The organism is Enterocloster sp. 210928-DFI.2.20 (assembly GCF_020554465.1).
GTDB lineage: Bacteria > Bacillota > Clostridia > Lachnospirales > Lachnospiraceae > Enterocloster > Enterocloster bolteae.
The window spans coordinates 83,165-105,649 of record NZ_JAJCHK010000018.1 but is presented as its reverse complement, the minus strand read 5'-3'; the positions used below and the strand labels follow the sequence as shown (position 1 = coordinate 105,649).

15 protein-coding genes are annotated in these 22,485 nt (G+C 49.1%); all 15 read left to right on the top strand.

Going from position 1 to position 22,485, the window contains the following annotated elements:
- Positions 1 to 1,269 (top strand): doubled motif LPXTG anchor domain-containing protein (locus LI015_RS16815; RefSeq protein ID WP_227125739.1); only part of this gene is annotated, 1,269 nt, incomplete at its 5' end.
- A gap of 198 nt (positions 1,270 to 1,467) precedes the next feature.
- Positions 1,468 to 9,321 (top strand): doubled motif LPXTG anchor domain-containing protein, encoded by a 7,854-nt coding sequence (locus tag LI015_RS16810; RefSeq protein WP_227125737.1) that lies wholly within the window; start codon positions 1,468 to 1,470, stop codon positions 9,319 to 9,321.
- Between the two features lie 431 nt (positions 9,322 to 9,752).
- Positions 9,753 to 10,796: an alcohol dehydrogenase gene (locus tag LI015_RS16805; protein ID WP_369123844.1), complete on the top strand. Its 1,044-nt coding sequence runs from the start codon at positions 9,753 to 9,755 to the stop codon at positions 10,794 to 10,796.
- 76 nt (positions 10,797 to 10,872) lie between these two features.
- The gene (locus LI015_RS16800) at positions 10,873 to 11,475 is read left to right on the top strand and encodes a cytidylate kinase-like family protein (RefSeq protein ID WP_227125733.1); all 603 of its coding nucleotides are present in this window, start codon (positions 10,873 to 10,875) and stop codon (positions 11,473 to 11,475) included.
- Positions 11,476 to 11,850: 375 nt separating this feature from the next.
- Complete coding sequence (locus LI015_RS16795) at positions 11,851 to 12,267, top strand: MarR family winged helix-turn-helix transcriptional regulator (protein WP_002565867.1); 417 nt, start codon at positions 11,851 to 11,853, stop codon at positions 12,265 to 12,267.
- A gap of 5 nt (positions 12,268 to 12,272) precedes the next feature.
- Positions 12,273 to 13,337, top strand: a complete 1,065-nt coding sequence (locus LI015_RS16790; RefSeq protein ID WP_021893968.1) for an HlyD family secretion protein — start codon at positions 12,273 to 12,275, stop codon at positions 13,335 to 13,337.
- Positions 13,338 to 13,360: 23 nt separating this feature from the next.
- A complete protein-coding gene (locus LI015_RS16785; RefSeq protein ID WP_227125731.1) occupies positions 13,361 to 14,509 on the top strand; it encodes an ABC transporter permease in 1,149 nt (382 codons plus the stop codon).
- Positions 14,506 to 15,654, top strand: coding sequence for an ABC transporter permease (locus LI015_RS16780; RefSeq protein ID WP_002565870.1), 1,149 nt, complete (start codon positions 14,506 to 14,508; stop codon positions 15,652 to 15,654). The genes LI015_RS16785 and LI015_RS16780 overlap by 4 nt, the downstream gene beginning before the upstream one ends.
- A 401-nt stretch (positions 15,655 to 16,055) precedes the next feature.
- Complete coding sequence (locus LI015_RS16775) at positions 16,056 to 17,435, top strand: MATE family efflux transporter (RefSeq protein WP_002565871.1); 1,380 nt, start codon at positions 16,056 to 16,058, stop codon at positions 17,433 to 17,435.
- Positions 17,436 to 17,715: 280 nt separating this feature from the next.
- Positions 17,716 to 18,585, top strand: a complete 870-nt coding sequence (locus tag LI015_RS16770; protein ID WP_002565872.1) for a MurR/RpiR family transcriptional regulator — start codon at positions 17,716 to 17,718, stop codon at positions 18,583 to 18,585.
- 14 nt (positions 18,586 to 18,599) lie between these two features.
- Complete coding sequence (murQ, locus tag LI015_RS16765) at positions 18,600 to 19,499, top strand: N-acetylmuramic acid 6-phosphate etherase (protein WP_227125729.1); 900 nt, start codon at positions 18,600 to 18,602, stop codon at positions 19,497 to 19,499.
- Positions 19,480 to 20,466 (top strand): GNAT family N-acetyltransferase, encoded by a 987-nt coding sequence (locus tag LI015_RS16760; protein WP_227125727.1) that lies wholly within the window; start codon positions 19,480 to 19,482, stop codon positions 20,464 to 20,466. The genes murQ and LI015_RS16760 overlap by 20 nt, the downstream gene beginning before the upstream one ends.
- A gap of 32 nt (positions 20,467 to 20,498) precedes the next feature.
- A complete protein-coding gene (locus LI015_RS16755) occupies positions 20,499 to 21,827 on the top strand; it encodes a PTS transporter subunit EIIC (protein ID WP_002565875.1) in 1,329 nt (442 codons plus the stop codon).
- Positions 21,828 to 21,985: 158 nt separating this feature from the next.
- The gene (locus LI015_RS16750; protein ID WP_021893973.1) at positions 21,986 to 22,198 is read left to right on the top strand and encodes a FeoA family protein; all 213 of its coding nucleotides are present in this window, start codon (positions 21,986 to 21,988) and stop codon (positions 22,196 to 22,198) included.
- Positions 22,198 to 22,431 carry a hypothetical protein gene (locus tag LI015_RS16745; protein ID WP_227125741.1) on the top strand — a complete coding sequence of 78 codons (234 nt, stop codon included), beginning with the start codon at positions 22,198 to 22,200 and terminating at the stop codon, positions 22,429 to 22,431. Before LI015_RS16750 ends, LI015_RS16745 begins: the two co-directional genes overlap by 1 nt.
- Positions 22,432 to 22,485: the final 54 nt, after the last annotated feature.

Sequence of the window (22,485 nt, the reverse complement as noted above, 5' to 3'; positions counted from 1 at the left end):
GAGAGCTGGAATCCGGAGAAACCGGAAGCTGGAATCACGCAGTTCACGGAAGATACGCATTATGCAATCAGCTTTGCTGAAAATGCGGCAGTGGAGATAAGATATGTGCCGGATAACGCAGAGCACGGAACAACGACAAACAATCCTGACAGTGTAAATCCGGCAACGGGTACGCCAAAGGGCTCCATAGCGACAGCAGAGACCGGATACGCCTTCAAGAACTGGACGAAGGACGGAGTGGTGGTAAGCTGGAATGCAGAGCTGAAGCCGGAGGACATCGCGAAGGTGGGAGGCCTGTATGTGGCATCCGAATACGTAGCGAACTTCGGAGTGGATGACAACGGAGACCAGATCCCGGATGAGTACCAGACAATTTTCTATTATATCAGTGCAGATGAGAAGAAGGGTACTGTCAGTGTAGCGGAAGAAGTCCATACTTTTAGGGACGAAGATGGAAACTATACTGAAAAGACAGCAATAAGTCCCAATGGAGCAATCGCAACACCTCTGGATGGTTTTGCATTTGACTACTGGACCGATAGCGAAGTAAATGACTACACTCCTGACATGTCAAAGATGAAGACAAATACCTATTTGGTAGATACCACTTTCATCGCATACTTTGATGTTGATGAAATCGGTATAGAAGTGCCAAATGAACCAGACGGAGTACCTGATAAGTACCAGATTAAGTTCCAATATGTATCGGAAGACACAAATCGCGGAACAGTATCAGGAAGGGTAACTGAAGTCAAGACTGTCTATGAAATTGTTACAGGAGAAGATGGTAATGACCATAGGGAACTGAAACCTGCAAGTCCAGATGCTAACGTAACAGTATCCAGCCTTGGAAGCTATTTATTCAATAACTGGACAGACGGAAGCAGGGGTTATGCCAACGCGGATGAAATTAGAGCTGCAGAGTTCACACAGAGTACCACGTTTACCGCACAATTTAGATTTAACGGCGGTGGCGGTACTGGTCCTGGCGGTGGCGGCGGTCCCAGCGGCAACACCGAAGGCAATAATCGCTATACACCACCAACCGGCGGCCCAGGTACCACAACCATCACCCCAGAAGATGTGCCGTTAGCACCTCTTCCAGAATCACCAGTAGATGTAACCTTAATTGATGACGGTGAAGTGCCGTTGGCACCACTGCCAAAGACAGGTCAGACATCTATGAGAACCACATTGACCATGATGTTATCAGGAATCTTTGTTGCGGTAACAGCGTTGAGCAAGAAACGTAAAGAAGAGGATTCATAACAGTCCATTACAGTCAATGTAAAACAAAATAGCAGTATAACAGGAACCCCTGGTCAATATGGCCAGGGGTTCTTTTACCTCTCAAATTTAAATAAACATTAAGAAAATTTCCATTATCTGGCCTACCTAACGCTTTCTATAACGTACCATTTGATATGATTAGTACCATAGGACTAAGTATGAAGAGGAGAAAATGGTATGAAGGAGAAAGGAAGATCAAGAGCACTGCATAAAAAACCTTACGGTTTATGCAAAAGATTTCTTGCTGCCATGATTGCTGCGGTTATGGTTACCACTAATATTGGTACAGACCTTACGACAGCGTATGCAGCGGAATCTTCTGACAGCGTAACCTTCGAGATGAGCGGTTCCGGCCTGGTTACCGCAATTGAAGAAGCAATTGCTGCAGGAAATCCCCTTCAGGAGGGGGATATCGACTTTACCAACGGCAGGACAGAACAGTTTGAGGCATTATTTTATGGTGAAGGAAATATATATGAGATTTATCCGGAATACGACGGAGGAGACATGGACGCGGAGCTGCGTGTATTTGTCCGGCTTCCGGAGGATGCGGATGACATGTATATGGTCACCGGAGATGAGGAAATTATATTCCTGTATGTGAATAATGGAGAAAGCTCCATCAGCTGTTCCACGTCCATCACCAGAATGGAGGATGGAAAGGAGAAGGTAAAGAGAACAAAGAAACTTACTGTTAAAAGCTACGAGGCTGCATTTGGAGATGAGGAAGTAAATATCATATCCAAGCCGGCGGAGACGGTACCGTCAGAAACAGGACCGTCAGAAACAATACCAGCAGAAACAATACCAGCAGAAACAGAACCAGCAGAAACAGCACCGTCAGAAGAGATTCCAACAGAAGCAGTTCCGTCAGAACCTGACCCATTGGAAACGACTTCGTCAGAAGCTAATCCAGCAGAGTCAGAACCGGCAGAACCAACTCTGGAAGAAACCACAGAACAGACCTCTCAGAGTCAGGAGACACAGATACCTGCAGGAGAGGAAGGACAGAAGGAAACAACTGCTTCACCAACAGAGGGGACAGACACTGGCAGACAGGATACAGAAGAGGCTCAAAAGGAATCAGAGGGCTCCCGGCCTGAGAATACAGATAAGTCCGAGGAAATATACAATAACGCAAAAGAAGAAGTAGAACAGAAGGGCGATGCAGATAAGGAGCAGATTCATTCTGAGAAACAGGATGATACACCTGTTGCATCCATTAACCGTCACTATGCGCCTGTTGTTGCTGTAAAGACAGGTGATGAGACAGCCTCCCTTCCTGAAAAGCATGATTCAGATGTGAGAATTGAAGAGGGCACAAAAGAAAAAGAAGAACCAAAAGAAAACGCAAAAGCAGACAACACAACAAAAGAGACTGCTGAAAATCAAGGCAGCAGTGCAGATAAAACATCTGGAAAGACAAATGTGTCCAGTGAGACGGGAACATCCGGAAGTAAAGAATCATCCGGTAACCAGGAGTCATCCGCCAGTCAGGAATCATCCGGCAATCCAGAGTCATCCGGTAATCCAGAATCATCCGGTAATCCAGAGTCATCCGCTAATCCGGAATCATCCGGCAACCAGGAGTCATCCGCCAGTCAGGAATCATCCGGTAATCTGGAGCCATCCGGCAGCCCAGAGCCATCCGGCACCCCGGAATCATCCGGCGGGGCAGAAACACCCAGCCAGCCGGCACACCCCAGCGGCTCAGAACCGTCCGGCGAATCTGGCGATAGCAAGGAAACTGAGGAGGGGAAAACAGAAGAGTCCTCTCCGACTGAATCAACGGGAGACATCATAACCGATGAAACACCTGTGATTACCATAGAGACAGAGCCATCCCGGACACCGGAGGAAACAGAGGCAGAAGACGTCCATAAGGTGAAAGCAGCCACATCCGATGACCTTGTGGGAATCGGGTACTGCAGCACGGCCAGGGTTTATACCACCACGGTCAATACGCTGAAAGCATTGAATGATTTCGAGGGTTATAAAGTAACATATGCTGTCTATTCACAGGGAACAGCTCGCATTGTAGATGGACCGCGCGGTATTGAGGAAGGCGGAAGCCTTACTTTTGGTGTTAAAACCCAGGTTGGCTATGATATACAGTCAGTATCGGCCAATGGTGAAATCTTAGAGACGGGAGCCCCGGGGGATTCAGCTGACCCGGATTCAGCAGATCCGGGGAATTTGGCGGAAGATATCTCCTGGTTCACCATAGAGGATGTGACGGATGAACTGGAGATTGAGGTATATACCACTGAAACAGACGAACATCCGGAATTTTCTGATACCATTGTGGTGAATGATGGTATGATTATAAACCTTTACGCGCCTGAAGGCGTATTGCCAAAAGGCGTGACCGCTTCTGCGGAACGGGTGGATTCTGCTCTTGAGGATTCCATACGGGAAAATGCCCAGGAAGCTGCTTCTGAAGAGGGAAAGCAGGTTTCATCAGTGGCTGCTTATGATATAAATTTGTGGCTTGGAAGCCAGAAGCTGGACGCTGGAATCTGGAACCAGGAAGGCGCTGTGACAGTTACATTTTCAGGAATTCCTGTAGAGGAAGCCAGCCAGACTGCCGAAGAAATGTCCATTGTTCATGTGGAGACAGAAGCCGCGGGTGTGAAGGCTTTAGAGGAGGTCCGGGACGCAGTGGATGTGTCCGGCGGCAGAGCGGTGGATGCGTTAAGCTTTGAGGCAGAGCATTTCTCCATCTATGCGGTAATAAGCAAAGAAAATATAACCAGGACTACAGTGGAAGTAAGTAAGGACGAGACGTTCCGGGTAAAAGCAGACAGAAGATATGAAGGCTCATGGTTCGTATCAGATCCAAGGGTGGTTTCAATCCAAAACGTGAAGGATATCAATGAGAATGGAAAATGGTATTCAGCAGCGGATGTTAAAGCGCTGAAAGCCGGCAAAAAGGCCAGTATATGGTACGGAAACGTAGTGCACAATGATTATTTCAACATCATTGTTAATGAAGCAGCCAACCAGTTCCATTTCAAATTCAACCAGGATTCCTCCAACATATCATTATGGTACAGCATCAACGGCGGCGGACTTATGGAGATGGAAAGAGGACAGGTCCTTCAGACTGACAGAACAGACATGGTGTCCTTCTATGTAAAACCGGCCGCCGGGTATGTGACTCCTACCACCTTTGAGCACAGAAACGGCAGGTCCGAGGCAGAGCTGGCAAAAGCACGGTTTGGAGAAGGCATCTATGTGGATATTGCAGACGCGCCTTCATCCATCTCTACAGAGCATACAAGCAGAGATTTTTCGGATGCAAATGCGGAAGCGGTATCCATGGGCTGTACCAACCAGTTCCATTACTCTTACAGGGATGATGCTTACCAATACAGGGAATTTAAAATTCAGGCAACGCCTGCAAAGATTCAGGTAAAGTATGACGGCAATGGAGCAGAAGGAATGGCTCCGGTTGACTACAGAACCTATACCCATCCTGCAATCAAGAATGGAGACAGCTATATTAATATCAAGGGTTCAGGGAACCTGAAAAAGAATCATTTTGATTTTATTGGATGGGAACTGGCTGAGACAAATGTGAATCAGGCCAGCAGTAAGATATATCAGCAGGGTGACAGTCTGTTTGTGGGTGATGTTTGGAAGGATATAAATATAAATCCGGTTACCTATGTCCTCACTGCCAAATGGATGCCCAAACAGTATACGCTTACCACGGCTTCCGACGCAAACTCTGCCATTGACCAGGGCAAACAATATACTTACGACGCAGATTCTCTTATCAGGGTAAATTTTACGGCCAGGCAGGGATACCGGATATCCGGTGTCGCGGTGGATGGCGTACATCTGTCAGGAAAAGCTTTGAATGAGGCTGTGCAGAACGGCTGGGTGGAAGTGGACTGCAAACAGGACCATTATGTATCGGTTACTTCTGTCAGGACGGAATATAACCTTATAACCAGGGCTGAGAATGCTGATATTACTAAGGGTACAAAATATTCCTACAGTGACACGGATACATTGGATGTTAAATTTAAAGCAGACAAGAGCTATTCGGTTACCGGCATTACCGTGGATGGAAAATCCTTCACAAAGGATGAAATCCAGGCCATATTGGCCGAGGCGGACCAGCAGGGTTACAGTCATATAACACTGGACCGTAAGCAGGACCACACAGTGTTCGTCAAGGCAGATAAGACACTCTATACATTGACGGCCAGGGCAGATGAAAATTCCTGGATTACCCCTCAGACAAAGAGCTATGAGTACAAAGGGTTCAGCATGTATAAGGTTGAATTCGGGGCAAAGAAAGGTTACCAGATTCAGAATATCATTGTAGATGGAAAAGAATTAAGCGGGTTTGAAAAGACAGCCGCCATAGCGGCCGGGGCATACCTGTTTGATTATAAGAGCAGCCATACCATCGAAGTGACCACCAGGATAAACAGTTATCATTTAACCACATATTCAGACCATAACAGCTGGATTACCCCATCTATGGATTTCACCTACGATGGAACGGAAAAACTTAAGGTGGAATTCGGAGCCAAGGAAGGCTGCTCCATATCCGGCATATGGGTGGATTTACGCCAATACAGAGGAGATGAACTGAAGGAGGCGGTTTCCAGGGGATACATTGAAGTGGATCGGGACCGTGACCACATAGTATCTGTCACCGGTAAGATTAATGAATACAAGCTGACCGTTGGGGCGGATGAAAACAGCCGGATTACAGAACCTAAACAGGCGGTTACCACCTTTACCTATGATTCGGACAAATGTCTGGTGGTTAAGTTCAAGGCTAATACAGGCTACAGAGTCAGCAAGGTGATTGTGGATGACGTTTCCCTGGAGGGAGCGGAGCTTCTGAAGGCACTGGCCTCTCATTCTGTTTCAGTGGACCGCAAGGGCGACCACAGCGTATTTGTAGAGACCAGTCCCATGGAATATGCCCTTACCACCGGCGCAGACCTGCACAGCCGGATTACATACCCTCAGGATAGGATTTATACGTACAGCTATGACCCGGAGGCCTCCATAGAGGTTACCTTTGAGGCAAAAACAGGTTACGGAATATCCGGAGTATTTGTAGATGCCCGTCCTCTAAAGGGGCAGGAACTGCAGGATGCCATTGAAGCGGGCAGTGTAAGGGTTGACAGAAAGGAATGCCACTCTGTCTATGTGACATCGGAGGCCAGGCGGTATACCCTGATTACGGATTCGGATGAACACTCCAGCATCAGTCAGGGCGGAAGTTACGGATATGACGCAGTCCTTCCCATGCTGGTAAGGTTCCGTGCGGATACAGGTTACACCATCAGCAGTATCACTGTGGACGGCCAGTCTCTTCAGGGAGCAGAGTTTGAAAGGGCGGCGGCATTGGGATATGTGTCCCTGTCACGTACCCGGGACCATGAAGTGGCGGTCACCAGCCAGATTCGTCAGGATTTGGAATATACGGTAAATTATTTCTTTGAGAATGACCGGGGAGATTTCCGCATTGACAGGCAGTATGAACATGCGCAGCATGTGACAAATGCTGAGTATGGTTCAGACATTGTGTTTGATAAGACACCTGCCCTGGATAAGAACGGACACCATTATGCCCTGGACCACATTGACGGGGACGGAAAGAAAGTATCACTGATTACTCTGGACAACGTGGTGAATGTCTACTATGGCATTGATGAAAAAGGAGAGACGAATCCGGAGGACAGCGGCAATCCTACAAATCCTGACGGCATACCGGACAGGTACCAGGTTACCTTTACCTACAGGGCCGGTGCCAACGGCGCCATGACAGGAACTGTCATGGAGGTGTCTACACGGAGAGATTCCGCCGGAGAGCTGAGCCTGTACGCTCCTGTAAGGCCGACTGCGGATGGCGTGGAATACCTTGCGGATGACGGGTTTACATTTAACAATTGGAAATCCAGCCAACCCGGCTATAAAACGCTGATGCCAAATTATGTGTTTGATGATACAGATGACATAGCTGCGCATAAGTTCTACTGCGACACTGTATTTACAGCTAATTTCCTTGACAATAAGAACATTCATTACGATGTGGAGTTTTACATGCAGTCCCAGGGACGTTATCAATTCCGGCCCACATACACGGATGCAAGAAATGACGTTCCTCTTCATGGGATGGCCAAAGTAACAGAACAGGATTTGGCGGATAAGGTTGAGAGTGAGTGTACCTATGTTCTGGATACAAGCAGAAGGAACATCACAGAAGCCAAGGTGAAGGAGGACGGTTCCACTACATTAAAACTTTACTTTAAGCAGCAGTTTACCGTGACATATAAGCCGGGCAGTCAAGGAGCTTTTACAGAGCAGTCAAAGAGTGATTATAAATACAATGACAGGCTGGAGCGCTTTATCGGTGAAAAGACGCCAATAGATGAGACAATGCGGTTTGCAGGCTGGATGGGTATGGATGGAACGGTCCTGCAGGAAAGCCAGCTTCCTGATACGGTTACAAAGAATATGATATATACAGCTGTATTTGAGGAAGATACAGTCAAGAGCGGCTTCTTTGTGAGAAAAGACAAGGCTGCAAGGCCGGACGGCAATGTGCCGGATCCCTCTTACAATTATGCATTGTTCGGCGAAGGCTTCCTTCATGCGAATCCGGTGATGGTACCGGCGCCGGAAGGTGAACTGAACCAGAGCAGTGAGGCGGTTTTAGAGCGCATAGCGCAGTGGCCGGAGAACGATACATTTACCATGGACGGTAAGACCTATTCCATGGACGATATCATATGGTACAGGATCCAGTATGAGGAAGGCGACCCATATGAATGGCATGTGGACGGAGAGCTGAAGCACAGCATAGCAGTTGTTTTTGATTTGAAGGGCGGAACATTGAATGATTCTACGGACCCGCTGCTGACCTACAGCCTGCAGAAATATGGGGTGATTACAGACAACCTGATTCCCTCACTGGAGGGAAGCGGATTCAGCGGCTGGAGAGTCGTGGAATCCCAGGATACGGGATTTAAGACCAATCAGTTATATCAGGCACCGGATATCAACAACCATGAGTTTACGGGCAGTGTTACCTTTGAAGCAGTTTGGGATATTAATATGTATACTGTAAATGTGGAGATGGCAGACAAGGAATTTCCCGCGAATATACTTGACAGAAAGCTTCTGGAACAGGTGCCCTTTGGGACGGATCCGGAAGCAGACGGCAGGCTGAATGGACTGATTCCTGAATCAATCGACGGGGCAGACGGAAACCATTATATCTATACCGGAATGCTCAGGAAATCCTATGAACCTGTTCAGGGCGTCAGGGAAAATGGAACCATAACCGTCTACTACATGACAGATAACGATGGACCGGATAAAAAGCCCGATGGAATTCCGGATGCCTATGAGATTCAGTTTATCTTTGAATCCTCCAACGAGCAGCAGGGACGTATCCGGAACAACGGTACAGGGGCATATGGAACCGTTACGGAGTGGAAGAGCCTGGTAGAGCTTGATTCAGAAGGACGCATTGTTATTGGAGCGGACGGAGAACCTGTATTTTGGGAGGATGGGGTGAGCCCTGAGGGGGCCGTTACGGCTGAAGCCAATTCCGGCTATGTACTTTCCGGATGGACTGCGCTTATGGACGATATGAATATTTCGTTTGATGATTTAAATGAAATCAGGAGCAATAAGTATGAGCATGACGTAGTGTTTGCAGCCCAGTGGTCCGCAGCAGGCGGTAACACCCCTGATACCGGAGGAAACAGCAGTTCGGGCAGTTCCGGCGGAAGCAGCAGCTCAGGAAGCGGATCAGGCAGAAGGTATGTATCCGCAAATGGAGGCCCCGGAGCAGTTACCCTGGAGGAAACTCAGGTTCCGCTGGCCGAAGCACCTATGACAGATATGACAGTTATTGATGACGGTGAGATACCGTTAGCTCCCCTTCCAAAAACTGGTAATATAATGGACAGGATGAGCCTGACGTTCCTTCTTTCTGGAATCGTACTTACCTTATCGGTATTTGACAGAAGAAGGCATATTAAGTAAAACATGTTATTAACTATAAAGTGAAGGGACACAGCAGTGCGGAGAGATTCTGTACTGCTGTGTTTTTATAAAATTTAATAATCTTTTCATAATCTGACGTGGTGGAAATAGATTTGGATTTGGGATATAATAACCCCACCAAGTCCGGTCTGCCTGAGGGTGTGGGGGTCGGAACAGGAGCAGACAGAAGGAGGACGGACGTCCTTTTAGGAACAGGTAATATATGCTATAATATTTTTAATCATTATATGATTAGATGATATTAGAGAAAACAGCAGTACATTGGAGGTATAATAAAGATGCAAAGCGATATACAATCTCAGATGTCCCAATCTCAGATGTCCCAATCTCAGATGTCCCAGTCCCAGATGTCTCAGTCCCAGATGCCCGGGTCTCAGGCGCCCCATACCCGCAATTCCAAGCCCGGGACAATGAAAGCCGCGGTCTACAAAGAAAATGGCATCATAACCCTGGAACACCGGCCGGTTCCTGCGCTGGCGGATCCGCAGGATGCCATCATAAGGGTAACCCTTACCACCATCTGTTCCAGTGATATCCATATAAAGCACGGAGCTGTCCCAAGGGCTGTGCCGGGAACCATACTGGGACATGAGTTTGTGGGCATAGTGGAGCAAACCGGGGAAGCGGTAAAAAAGTTTAAACAGGGAGACCGTGTTGCCGTAAATGTAGAAACTTTCTGCGGTGAGTGTTATTTCTGCAGGCGGGGTTATGTCAACAACTGTACCCATGAACACGGGGGATGGGCGCTGGGGTGCAGGATTGACGGCGGTCAGGCCGAATATGTCAGGGTGCCGTTTGCCGACAACGGACTTACGAAGATACCCGATGAAGTGGCAGATGAGGCGGCGCTGTTTACAGGAGACATCCTTTCCACCGGTTACTGGGGGGCTTCCCTGGCGGAAATCAAACCCGCGGATACGGTAGCTGTTATTGGCGCAGGTCCTACCGGGCTGTGTACCCTGATGTGCGCAAGGCTTTACGGCCCCGGCATGGTCATAGCCATTGATACGTCGGATGAACGGCTGGAGCTGGCTAAGGAACAGGGACTGGCGGATGTCATTATCAACCCGTTAAAGCAGGATGTGGAACAGGAGGTAAAGAAGCTGACCCTTGGACGGGGTGCGGATGCCGTATTGGAAGTGGCAGGAGGCAGGGATACCTTTCGGATGGCATGGAAGATTGCCAGGCCCAATGCAGTGGTCTGTGTAGTGGCTTTATATGAAGAACCGCAGATACTCCCCCTGCCGGACATGTACGGGAAGAATCTGGTTTTTAAAACAGGAGGAGTGGACGCTTCCTGCTGTGAGGAAATCATGAAGCTGATAAAGGCCGGAAAACTGGATACCAGCTGCCTGATTACCCACAGAACAAAGCTTGAACACATTATGGAAGCCTATGATGTGTTTGAGAATAAGAAGGACCATGTGATAAAGTATGCAATTGAGGTATCATAAGGCATATGGACGTCCTGCATAATGATAGGACATTTGCATACATACAGGAAAGACATATAAGAAAGAAGGAATGAGTATGGGCAGGAACTGTTGTATCACCATTGAGCGTCAGTACGGAAGCGGAGGAAGGGAGGTGGCCCGTATCCTGTCGGAGCGCCTGGGGATTCCCTGCTATGGGCGGGAGCTTCTGGCAGTGACGGCGGCAGACAATGGAATCAGCATCGAGGAACTGAAAAAGCTGGATGAAAAGCGGACGGGAAGCCTGCTTCATGATTTGGTGCTGTATGCCTTCCGGTTCCAGAATTACAATAAGATGCAGGAGCCCTTTGATATCAATAAGGAGGTATCTGACACCATCCGCAGACTGGCCCGGAAGGGACCGTGCATCTTTATCGGAAGATGCGCTGATTTCGCCCTGGACGGAGAATGCGATGTACTTAAACTGTTTATCTACGCTTCATCCATGGAGAAGCGCAAACGCCGTATATGCGAGGTGGATGACATAGCCTTTGAGAAGGCGGAGGAAGAAATACAGAAAAGGGACAGCCAGAGAAGCGACTATTATCACTATTTTACCGGAAAAAACTGGGGGGATATGGAAAATTATGATGCCTGTCTGAATACCTCTGTATTAGGATATGAGGGCTGCGGGGACCTGATTATAAAAATGATGGAATGAGATGGCTGAATGTCATCAACGAAGGTATAAAACAAAATATGACAACACCGTGACAACGCTGTGACAATGCCGTGAAAACATGGTGACAATGCCGTGAATCAGCCGGATTCCCAACCAGGAAACCGGCTTTCTCACGGCATTTTTCTTTCCTGCTGCCGGCGGGATGAACCATCTCGTCAAATAAACGGAGAAATATTAAAAGTTGGGCCGTAATTTTGTGAAAAAAAAACGGGTTGATTTTCATTTGCAAAATGCATATAATATTTGTCAAACACAACAGTTGTTAAATACATATGATAGCCGCAGAAGGTATTTCTTTACAGTATCTGCGGCAGCCCCTGCAAGGAGGTGAGTACCATACAGGAAATAGCCACCATGATAGAAAAGAGCAAACGAAGGTTTCTGTGCATTAAATTCAGGGCCTGCGGCCTTTCCTTTTCCGAGGGAATCGTGCTTCTGGTCATAGGCTACAGCAGATACAGCAATCAGGAGACCATTTCCAGCCTGTCCGGAATTGATAAATACCAGACAGCCAAGGTATTGGCTGCCATGGAGGAGCGGGGCTACATCAGAAGGGAGATTAATCCTGAGAATAAACGAGAAAAGCTGGTTTGCCTGTCGGAAAAGGGAAAAGAGGCAGCTAATTCACTGAAGGACATCATGGACCAGTGGGAGAAAATCATCTTTGCCGGAATCACGCCCCAGGAGGAACAGGTTCTGGAACAGATTATGGGCAAAATCGTCGGAAATGTAAGGGAGTATGAAAGAAATATTGGAAGGGAGAAACTGTAATAACAATGAAACTGGCAAAATCTAAGAAAAAAATCATAGGGGCGGCGGCAGCCGTTATTTTGTGCGCCATTGTCCTGGTGCTCATCTTTGGTCATGTGACAGGGGATGACCTGTTATTTAAGAATAAGAAAAATCTGGTGGTACAGTCTTATGTGACCATGGATGAGAGCAATATTAACGCTCTGACCGGGGGACAGATTAAGGATGTCCTGGTGGAGGAAGGGGACCTGGTGACCAAAGGCCAGGAGCTGGTCCGTCTGGACAGTGATACCCTGATGGCCCAGAGAGAACAGGCCCAGGCAGCTCTGGCCCAGGCCCAGGCAGCTTACCAGAGCCTGTTAAACGGCGCCACAGAGGAACAGATGAAACAGCTGCAGCTGGCGGTCCAGATTGCCCAGGCAAACCTGGAAAATGCCCAGGCTGCCTACACAAGAATGGACGCGGATTATCAGAGGACCTTGGCGCTGGTTCCCGCAGGAGCCGTGTCCCAGTCCTCTGTGGATGCCCAGAAGGCAGCCCTGGCTTCTGCCAAGGCAGCCCTGGACAGCTCGCGCTCCAATCTGGAGATTTCCCAGAGCAAGCTTTCCGAAGCCCAAAACGGAGCAACGCCGGAACAGATTGCCCAGGCCCAGGCCGGAGTGGACCAGGCCAAGGCGGCCCTGAAACAGATAGACACCACCCTGGATAAATGTGTCCTTACCTCACCTGTGGACGGTCTGGTGACAACGGTTAATGTCAAGTCCGGTGATGTGGTGTCTTCCGGACTTCCCTCCGTGGTGGTTGCTGACATTTATACCCCGTATATCACTTGTGATGTGGATGAAATGAAGCTTCCGCGGGTAAAACTGGACCAGGAGGTGGATATCTCCCTGGCAGCCCTGGGAAAGGATACATATAAGGGGAAAGTGGTGAGAATCAATAAGGAAGCGGATTTTGCCACCAAGAAAGCGTCCAATGAAGCTGACTGGGATATCCTGACCTACGGAATCAAGGTAACCTTTGAGGACCTGACTGGACTGCAGGATGAACTGCGTTCCGGTATGACAGCCTATGTTGACTTTGGAAAGTGATGTGATGGTATATGAGAGAATGGATGAAACAGGCTGGGAGCCTGGCATCTTCTATGAAAAAACGGTACATAACGATTCCCATGCTGATTCTTCTTCTGGCACCCACCATCCTGAGTCTGCTTATGGGCGCGGAGTTCGTGCATCTGCCTTTTCAGAAGGTCCCCACGATTATTGTGAACCATGATCACTCTGAAACAGTCCAGAGCCTGATTCAGATGATTTCGGCTAACAGGACATTTGACGTCATTGCGTGTACGGATGAGGAGGATGACCTGAAGGAAGCATTTTACTATAATAAGGCACTGGCAGGCATTGTGATTCCGGAGCATTTTTCAGAGGATCTGTTAAATGGCAGGGAAGCCAAAATCATGATTTTTAACGACGGCGCCCTGTCAACAGTTGCCAGCGGCATGAGGGGTACCATAGCCGAAGCCCTGGGGACCATTAAGAGCGGATATATGCTGAAGCTGGCAGAGGGAAAGGGCATACCGCCCCAGGCAGCCATGAACCTGATTGCACCTATGGGATATGTGACAAAGGCCATCAGCAATCCCTCCAAGAATGTGGCATACATGATGATGGAGGGCATCCTCCTTACCATTGTGCAGATTGGAGCCGGATGCGTGGGGGCCTGCGTGTGCGAGAGGAGAAGCTTTGGAAGGCTGATGAAAAAGGCCGGATTTATCACCGGTATTGCCTGTGTCTCGGCACTGGGCTGTATAGTGACCCAGACCCTGTGTTTTGGATTTCCCTACAAGAGTTCTCCCTGGGCCGGCATACTGATGACGGTTTTCACCTGCTTCGGCATTACCCTTTTTGGAATACTCCAGAACCTGGGTACCGGAGGAAACTGCGAGGAGGCAGTGCAGAAATGCAGCATCATAAGTTTTACCATGCTGTTGGCCGGTTACACATTTCCGGTTATCTCCATGCCATGGCCCTGTAAGTTTCTTACCTGGTTCATGCCCAATACCCATTATATTGTGCCGTTCAGGGACATGGCCCTGGTGGAGCGCAGCTTTCTGAGTGAGGCCCACCATGTTCTGTGGCTTATGGGCTTCTGCGCGGTGATGGTGCTTGCAGTGGCAAAGAAATTCAGGGATGCCGGGGCAGAGCCGGGAAAAACGCCCGCAGATGGTCCCCGGACGGAAAACGGGGTGGCCGGCATATGATAAGCAGGATATGGAAGGAAGAAAAAAACACGGTCATCGGTCTGTTTATTTCCGTGCTGGCCGGTATGCTCCTGATTACTACCATCTGGAAAAATGATTACACAGAGGATATTCCCTTTGGAATCCTGGATGAGGACCGGTCCTCCTTGTCCCAGTCCATTGTGAAGCAGTTTGGCATCAATCCCTCTCTGGATATTGTATATTATGCGGATTCGGAGCAGGATCTGAAACAGGCCATCCTGGATAAGAAGATTGAGGCCGGCGTCATGATACCTGAAAATTTCAGCCGGGATATGTCCCTGAAGAAATCACCCCAGGCAGTGATATTTGCGGACTGTTCCAACATCATCACCGGCGGCGGGGCAGTGGGGGCTGCATCATCCGTGCTGGGTACCATGAGCGCGGGAATGCAGCTTAAGATGCTGGAGGGAAACAACTTTTACCCCTCGGCGGCCCAGACCAGTCTGGGTACATTTTCTTACGTGGACAGGACCTTGTATGAACCACAGGGCGATTACATCAGGAAAATGAGCTATCTGCTGGTTCCCGCCATCACCATGCAGACCTTTCTCATCTCATTTTTTATTCCGCTCATGATACGAAAAAGGAAAGCTCTGGCAGCGGCTACCCCGGAAAAGCGGAGGGAGGAATTAAAAGACGGAATCATCAGGACGGCCGTGGTGGCGGGCGGCGCGGTGGCGGCCCAGTTCGTGGTGCTGTGTGTGGTGGGACTGTATAAGAATATTCCCCTGCGGGGGGAAATCGGGCTCTATCTGTTCAGCACCGTGCTTTTCATGCTGGCGGCCGTGGCCTTTGGCGTGATGCTGGGGTCATTTACCAAAAGGCTGGCCTGCTTTGCGCAGCTGTATATGATGTGCAGCAACCTGATTATATTTACCTCAGGGCTTATTTTCCCGTACTATCTGATGCCCAAATGGCTCAGCATTGCATCCAGGATATTTTCGCCCATTGCCAATATTGCCGTGGAACTGAAGGCTGTGAACCTGAAGGGAATCGGCTGGGACGCTGCCTGGCCCCAGCTGGCGGGAACCGCCCTGTATACCGTGTTCTGGCTGGCGGCAGGAGGCGCCATGTACGCTTGGAGCATTAAAAAGGAGCGGAGGCTTGCAGGGGCGGCGGAGTAAGAGATGAGGCAAGGGAATGGAGTAGGAGATGGAGTGAGAGATGGAGTAGGGGATGGAGTAAGAGACGGAATAAGAGACGGAGAAAAAGGGGCGGCAGTGAAATGTGTGGCAGTAATATGAATAAAATAGAAGATATAAAACAGAAGGTATAAAGCAGAAGGTATAAAGCAGAAGGTATGAAACAGGGGGTATGAAACAGAGGGTATGAAACAGAGAGTATGAAACAAGGGGTATGAAACAGAAGATATAAAACAAAAGGTATAAAGCAGAAGGAATTAAAGAGAAACAGATAGAAAAATCCACGAAAATCATGTATGATAGAGAGAGCGGCTTCGGTATGGACTGCTTTCTCTTTTTTGTAATGGTCTTATATTCCAAGGCACAGGGAGGGGCGGTCACCAATGATTGGGGAATGGGGTGGTGTCTTGCAAAGCGCTAATACGGATATGATTGACGGCAGTATCTTTCAGTCTATTTTCTGGTTTTCAATCCCTCTTTTGATAGGGAATTTTTTCCAGCAGTTGTACAATACAGTGGATTCCTATGTGGTAGGAAATTTTGTCAATACCAACGCCCTGGCGGCGGTGGGGGCTTCGACCCCGGTCATCAATATGCTGGTGGGGTTCTTCATGGGCCTGTCCACCGGCGCGGGAGTGGTGATTTCCCAATACTTCGGGGCCAGACAGGGTGAGGCTATGAGCCGGGCGGTTCACAGCGCTATGGCCCTTACGGGGCTGTTGAGCATAGTGTTTACCGGGCTGGGACTGCTGTATACAGGGCCCCTTCTCAGGGCAATCGGGGTGCCGGAGGACGTCCTTCCCCATTCTTCTCTATATCTGATGATTTATTTCTGTGGAATCACATTTTCACTTTTTTACAATATGGGCTCAGGCATACTGCGCGCGGTGGGGGACTCCAGGCATCCACTGCTCTATCTGGCAGTGGCCAGTATCGTGAATATCATCCTGGATTTCACCTTTGTGTGCGGGTTTCACATGGGCATTGCAGGCGTGGCCATTGCCACCATCATGGCCCAGGCAGTGAGCTCATTCATGGTCATGCACAAGCTGATGCATACCCGTGAGGATTACAAGGTGGAAATCCGCAAGATACGGTTCCACAAGAAAATGATCCGCAAAATCATTGCCTTTGGCTTTCCGGCTGCCTGTCAGCAGAGCATCACCTCATTTTCCAACGTGGTGGTGCAGTCCTATATCAACCGGTTCGGAACGGCTGCCATGGCCGGATATTCCGCTACCCTGAGGATTGACGGATTTCTCCAGCTGCCCCTTCAGAGCTTTAATATGGCTATCACCACTTTTGTGGGACAGAACATCGGAGCACGCAAGTATAAACGGGTGAAGAAGGGAATATTTGCCGCCTGGGTTATGAGTTCCCTGATTATTCTGGCAGGTTCAGTGGGAATGTATTTCGGAGCGCCCTTGTTAATCAGCGTGTTTACCAATGATCCCCAGGTAATTGGGAACGGAAGCAGTATGCTTCGCATTTTCTCCAGAGCATATATTGTGATGCCCGTGATCCAGGTACTAAACGGCGCCCTGCGCGGCGCGGGACTTTCCAAGGTCCCCATGTTCTTTATGCTGGGCAGCTTCGTGGTTCTGAGACAGATTTACCTGCTTGTGGCAGTGCCCATGACTCACAGTTTGATGGTGGTCATGGCGGGATGGCCCATTACCTGGGTCATCTGCGCGGCCGGTATGTTCCTGTACTATGTCAAAGCGGACTGGCTGCCTAAGGAGGCCGGGCCGGAGGGGGAATAATGCTTCCGGTTAATGCTTCCAGTCAATGCTTTCAGTTAATGCTTCCAGTCAATGCTTCCAGTTCATTCTTCCAGTCAATGCTTTCAGGAAATCATACCAGGTAATGCTGCATAGTTATGGTCCGGTAAGGCCGCCGCTCAGTAAAAAAGCGGCGGCTTTTCAGTATTTACGCGCAATAAAAGGCGAAAAAATCAAAATATGAAACATTTTTTCATTAAAATCAGATAATATTGACAAAAGTGTTTAAAAGAGTAATATAAAGTCATAGGAAGGAACCAATATGAAAAGTGTACTTGTCAGGATACAGGAATATTCAGCGCAGGCCAGCGGGGCTGAGAAGGGGGTCCTCAGATTTTTAAGGGAAAATCCAGAGGAAGCCGCAGGATACAGTATAAAGCAGCTGGCAGATAAAACATTTTCCTCAGCGGCAACCATTGTCCGCCTGTGCAGGAAGATGGGGTTTGACGGTTATAAGGAGCTGCAGAAATCCCTGTTATATGAGTCAGCCCTGCGCAGGGAGAGTACGCGGCCCATGGAGCAGGAGATAAAAAAGGACGACAGCCTGGAGGAACTGGTGAACAAGGTGACCTATAAGAACATAGTGTCTCTTGACAATACCAGGAAGCTTGTGGACCTGGATATCCTGAATCAATGTGTGGAGCTGCTGGACAGGAGCCAGACCGTGTATCTGTTCGGAATTGGTTCTTCCCTGCTGGTGGCCAGGGACATGTATCTGAAGCTTCTCAGGGTCAACAAGGCATGTGTGATTTGCGATGACTGGCATGCCCAGCTCCTGCAGGCCAGAAACATCCGAAGCTGCGACCTGGCCCTGATCGTCAGCTATTCCGGTCTTACTGAGGAAATGATAACATGTGCCAGGGAGGCCAGGCTGAGGGAGGCGCCGGTCATCACCATATCCAGGTTTGAGCAGTCGCCCCTGGTCCGTCTGGCTGATTATAACCTGGCAGTGGCTGCAACGGAACTGATATTCAGGAGCGGGGCCATGTCATCCAGAATATCCCAGCTGAACATGATAGATATTTTGTATACGGCCTATGTGCACAAGCGGTATGACGAGTGTATGGAGCAGTTCAGAAAGACCCATATAGCTAAATCCGAGGGACCGGAGGAAAACCAAAACGCATTGTAAGGGGAGGAAACACCATGATAGATTTGTCAGTGTTGGTAACAGAAAGCAGGAATAAGGAGACCATGGGGCTGGACCAGATGACGCCCCTGGAAATTGTTACCGTTATGAACCGGGAGGACGGGAAGGCAGTGGAGGCAATAGGGGAGGTTCTGCCCCAGATTGCCCAGGCCATTGCCTGGTGTACGGACAGTCTGAAACAAAAGGGAAGGATCATCTATATAGGAGCAGGTACCAGCGGAAGGCTGGGAGTGCTGGATGCGGTGGAATGTCCTCCCACCTTCGGGGTGTCGCCGGACGTGGTGGTGGGCCTGATGGCGGGCGGCACCCCTGCCTTTGTCAGGGCAGTGGAGGGAGCAGAGGACAGTCAGACCATGGGGGAGGAAGACCTGAAAGAGATTCATCTGTCCCCGGCAGATATCGTCATCGGGCTGGCTGCCAGCGGAAGGACGCCTTATGTGATATACGGCCTCAGGTATGCCAAAAAGATTGGATGCAGAACAGTGGCCGTGTCCTGCAACCGTGATTCTGAGATAGGAAAGGAGGCAGACCTTGCCATTGAACCGGTACCGGGACCCGAGGTCCTTACGGGTTCCACCAGGCTGAAGGCCGGAACTGTCCAGAAGATGGTTCTGAATATGATATCCACAGGAAGCATGGTGGGTATCGGCAAGGTTTACCAGAACCTGATGGTGGATGTTGTGCAGACAAATATGAAGCTGATAACTAGGGCGGAAAATATTGTCATGACAGCCACGGGATGCACCAGGGAAGAAGCCAGGGACAGTCTGGAGGAGGCGGAGGGAAGCGTAAAGCTGGCAATCACCATGATTCTGCTGCAGTGCAGCGCAAAATCCGCAAAGACAAGATTAAATCGAGCTGGGGGGTATGTTCGTAATGCAATACAGGACGTATAAGGAAACCATGCTGCCGCAGATGGTGCAGCTGTGGAAAGAGGAAGCAGTGCGTATCCGGTATAAGGCCTATGATTCACCGGAAGAATGGAAGGCAGAGCTTTTGGATAAAGCGGATTTTGACCCCGAGGGATGCATTCTGGCCTTTACGGATTCCGGCAGCCTGGCAGGGTTTGCAGCGGCAATCAGCCAGAAGGAATTCCTGCCGGGACAAAACCGGGACAATACGCCGGGCTATATATTCCTTCTGGTGGTAAAAGAGGAATATGAAGGCAGAGGTGTGGGGAGCAGCCTTTTGGAAAAAGCGGAAGCATTTCTGAAGGGCCAGGGAAAACATGAAATAAGAATCAGCCACAAATGCCCTATTAAAATGTCCTGGTACATAGACCGGGAGGGCCATGAGCACAATAAGGCGCCGGGAATCAGGACAGATTCCCCGGGATATATATTTTTTCAGAGAAGGGGGTATGAGCTGGTTCAAAAAGAGATTTCTTATTACCTGGAATTGGAAAAATTTTACATTCCGGCAGATGTACAGAAACACATCATGGAGCTGGAGTCGGAGGGAATCAGAGTTGCCTGGTTTGACAGTGCCGGGAATTTCGGATATGAGGAAATGTTTGAACGTCTGAAGGACCAGTCGTTCCTGAAAAAATTCCGGGACGGAATCCGGGAACATAAGAAGATTCTCATAGTGGAGGACAGGGACGGCAGGGTGATGGGCACAGCCGGAACCGTGTATCCGGAGAAAAACGGGCGGGGTTTCTTTTCGGCACTGGCAGTGGACCCGGCTGACGGGGGAAGGGGAATCGGCAATGTACTGTTCTTCAGCCTGTGTCAGGAGCTTAAGAACATGGGGGCGGAGTACATGACGATTTTTGTGACGGAAACCAATTTTGCCAGAAGGATTTATGAGAAGGCAGGTTTTTCAGCGGTACAGGAGTGGGCGATACTAAAAAAGACGGTATGACAGGCAAGAGATAAGAAAGGGGAAGGTATCTTATGACAAAGAAAGAGCTGGCACAATCAATCTGTAATTTGGTGGGCGAATCCAATATCAGGACCATAGCAAACTGCTATACCCGGGTCAGGCTGACTGTAAAGGATCCGGGAAATATAAAACGGGAGGAGCTTAAGAAGCTGGAGGGCGTACTGGGGGTCATTGAGGAGGGCAGCCATGTCCAGGTGGTGCTGGGGCCCGGCACTGCGGCGGCAGTGGCCCAGCTTATGAGCGATATGACCCAAATTAAAAGTGAAGAGGTGGACGAGGCCGTTCTCCTGAAAGAGGAAAACAGGGCTAAGAACAATGTCCCCTACAAGAACATGCTGAAAAAGATAGCTAATATTTTCATTCCCATTATCCCCGCATTCATAGCCTGCGGACTGGTGGTTGCTGTCTATGAATCATCCTATGTATTTTTCCCGGGCTTTCAGGATACGGATTTCGGCAAGATCATGAGCGCGCTGGCCTACTCAGTCTTTACCATCCTGCCCATCATCGTAGGCTATAATACATCCAAGGAATTCGGCGGAAGTCCCATTATCGGTGCTGTTCTGGCCTCCATACTGAACAGTTCATCCCTGGCAGGGGTACAACTGTTCCATGTGTCCATTACACCCGGGCGGGGCGGCGTGATATCTGTACTGATCATTGCCTATGTGGCAGTGCTGCTGGAGAAACAGCTTCAAAAAGTCATACCGGATTTCCTGGACATGTTCCTGCGGCCGCTGATTACGGTCTGTGTCATGACCTTTGTGGGCCTGATGGTATTCCAGCCCATAGGCGGTTTCATATCGGAGACCATAGGAGCCTTTGTCAGCTTTATCATCTATAAGGTGCCTGTGCTGGCCGGTCTGGCCTCAGCCATCTATCTGCCTCTGGTAATGACGGGAATGCACCATGGGCTGATAGCAGTCAACACCCAGCTTATAGCGGATTTCGGCGTCACCTATCTGCTGCCTGTTACCTGTATGGCCGGAGCGGGACAGGTGGGAGCTGCGTTTTACGTATATTTAAAGACAAAGAACCAGAGACTGAAAAAGACCATTAAGAATGCGCTTCCCGTGGGTATGCTGGGCATAGGGGAACCTCTGATGTGGGGCTGTACCATTCCCCTTGGAAAGCCGTTTATAGCTTCCTGTATCGGAGGAGGAATCGGAGGAAGTATTATGGCTGTGATGAAGGTGGCGGCCAAGGTTCCTGAGCTGTCAGGAATCCCCCTGGCGTTCATTACCACCAGATTCCCGCTGTATTTCGTAGGTCTGTTCGCATCCTATGCAGCCGGCTTCATCGTGTGCAGGCTGATGGGATTTACGGACCCGGAGGACTAAACATCAAAAAATAAAAAAGATTAAAAATGCCTAACCCACATTGCCGTTGACTAACAGCCTTAAGGATGTTTACAATATAATTAAACAGAAGGGCCGGCATGAAAAAGGGACCCCCTGCTCATACCGGGTATGAACGAAAAGGCAACGGAGGTGTGGTTATGCAGTCATTATCAGAGGTTAAGGCAGGAGCTGTCTGTACGATTAAATGGATGTTCGGCAATCCCCAGGTCATGGAGTTTATGCATCAGCATGACATCAGGGAGGGAAGTACCATCAATGTGTTCCAGCACGGAAGGGACAGCATGATAATCGGAATGAACAATATGCGCCTTGCAATCGGAAATGAGGTTGCGGAGCGGATCAAAGTGTGATGCAGGCAGAAAAAATAACAGAACAGACAAGCAAAGCAGACCGTGAAGCAGATAATAAAGTAAATAGTAAAACAGATAACAAAACATATAACAAAACAGATAATAAAGCAGATAAAAAAACAGATAACAAAACAGATGGAATAAGAGCCGGAAAACAGGCCGCTGATATCTTGATGAGAGGTATCGGCGGCCTGAAATTTTTTTGGAGTTTCCTCTTGAATTTTTTCCTCTAAAATGTTTCTCTGCCGGGAGAATAATTATGCAGTCAACTTCAAAAAATGTAAGGT

Coding starts and splice junctions, on each gene's coding strand:
- LI015_RS16810 (WP_227125737.1), top strand. CDS start 1,468: ATGAAGGAGAAAGGAAGATCAAGAGCACTGCATAAAAAACCTTACGGT.
- LI015_RS16805 (WP_369123844.1), top strand. CDS start 9,753: ATGAAAGCCGCGGTCTACAAAGAAAATGGCATCATAACCCTGGAACAC.
- LI015_RS16800 (WP_227125733.1), top strand. CDS start 10,873: ATGGGCAGGAACTGTTGTATCACCATTGAGCGTCAGTACGGAAGCGGA.
- LI015_RS16795 (WP_002565867.1), top strand. CDS start 11,851: ATGATAGAAAAGAGCAAACGAAGGTTTCTGTGCATTAAATTCAGGGCC.
- LI015_RS16790 (WP_021893968.1), top strand. CDS start 12,273: ATGAAACTGGCAAAATCTAAGAAAAAAATCATAGGGGCGGCGGCAGCC.
- LI015_RS16785 (WP_227125731.1), top strand. CDS start 13,361: ATGAAACAGGCTGGGAGCCTGGCATCTTCTATGAAAAAACGGTACATA.
- LI015_RS16780 (WP_002565870.1), top strand. CDS start 14,506: ATGATAAGCAGGATATGGAAGGAAGAAAAAAACACGGTCATCGGTCTG.
- LI015_RS16775 (WP_002565871.1), top strand. CDS start 16,056: ATGATTGGGGAATGGGGTGGTGTCTTGCAAAGCGCTAATACGGATATG.
- LI015_RS16770 (WP_002565872.1), top strand. CDS start 17,716: ATGAAAAGTGTACTTGTCAGGATACAGGAATATTCAGCGCAGGCCAGC.
- murQ (WP_227125729.1), top strand. CDS start 18,600: ATGATAGATTTGTCAGTGTTGGTAACAGAAAGCAGGAATAAGGAGACC.
- LI015_RS16760 (WP_227125727.1), top strand. CDS start 19,480: ATGCAATACAGGACGTATAAGGAAACCATGCTGCCGCAGATGGTGCAG.
- LI015_RS16755 (WP_002565875.1), top strand. CDS start 20,499: ATGACAAAGAAAGAGCTGGCACAATCAATCTGTAATTTGGTGGGCGAA.
- LI015_RS16750 (WP_021893973.1), top strand. CDS start 21,986: ATGCAGTCATTATCAGAGGTTAAGGCAGGAGCTGTCTGTACGATTAAA.
- LI015_RS16745 (WP_227125741.1), top strand. CDS start 22,198: ATGCAGGCAGAAAAAATAACAGAACAGACAAGCAAAGCAGACCGTGAA.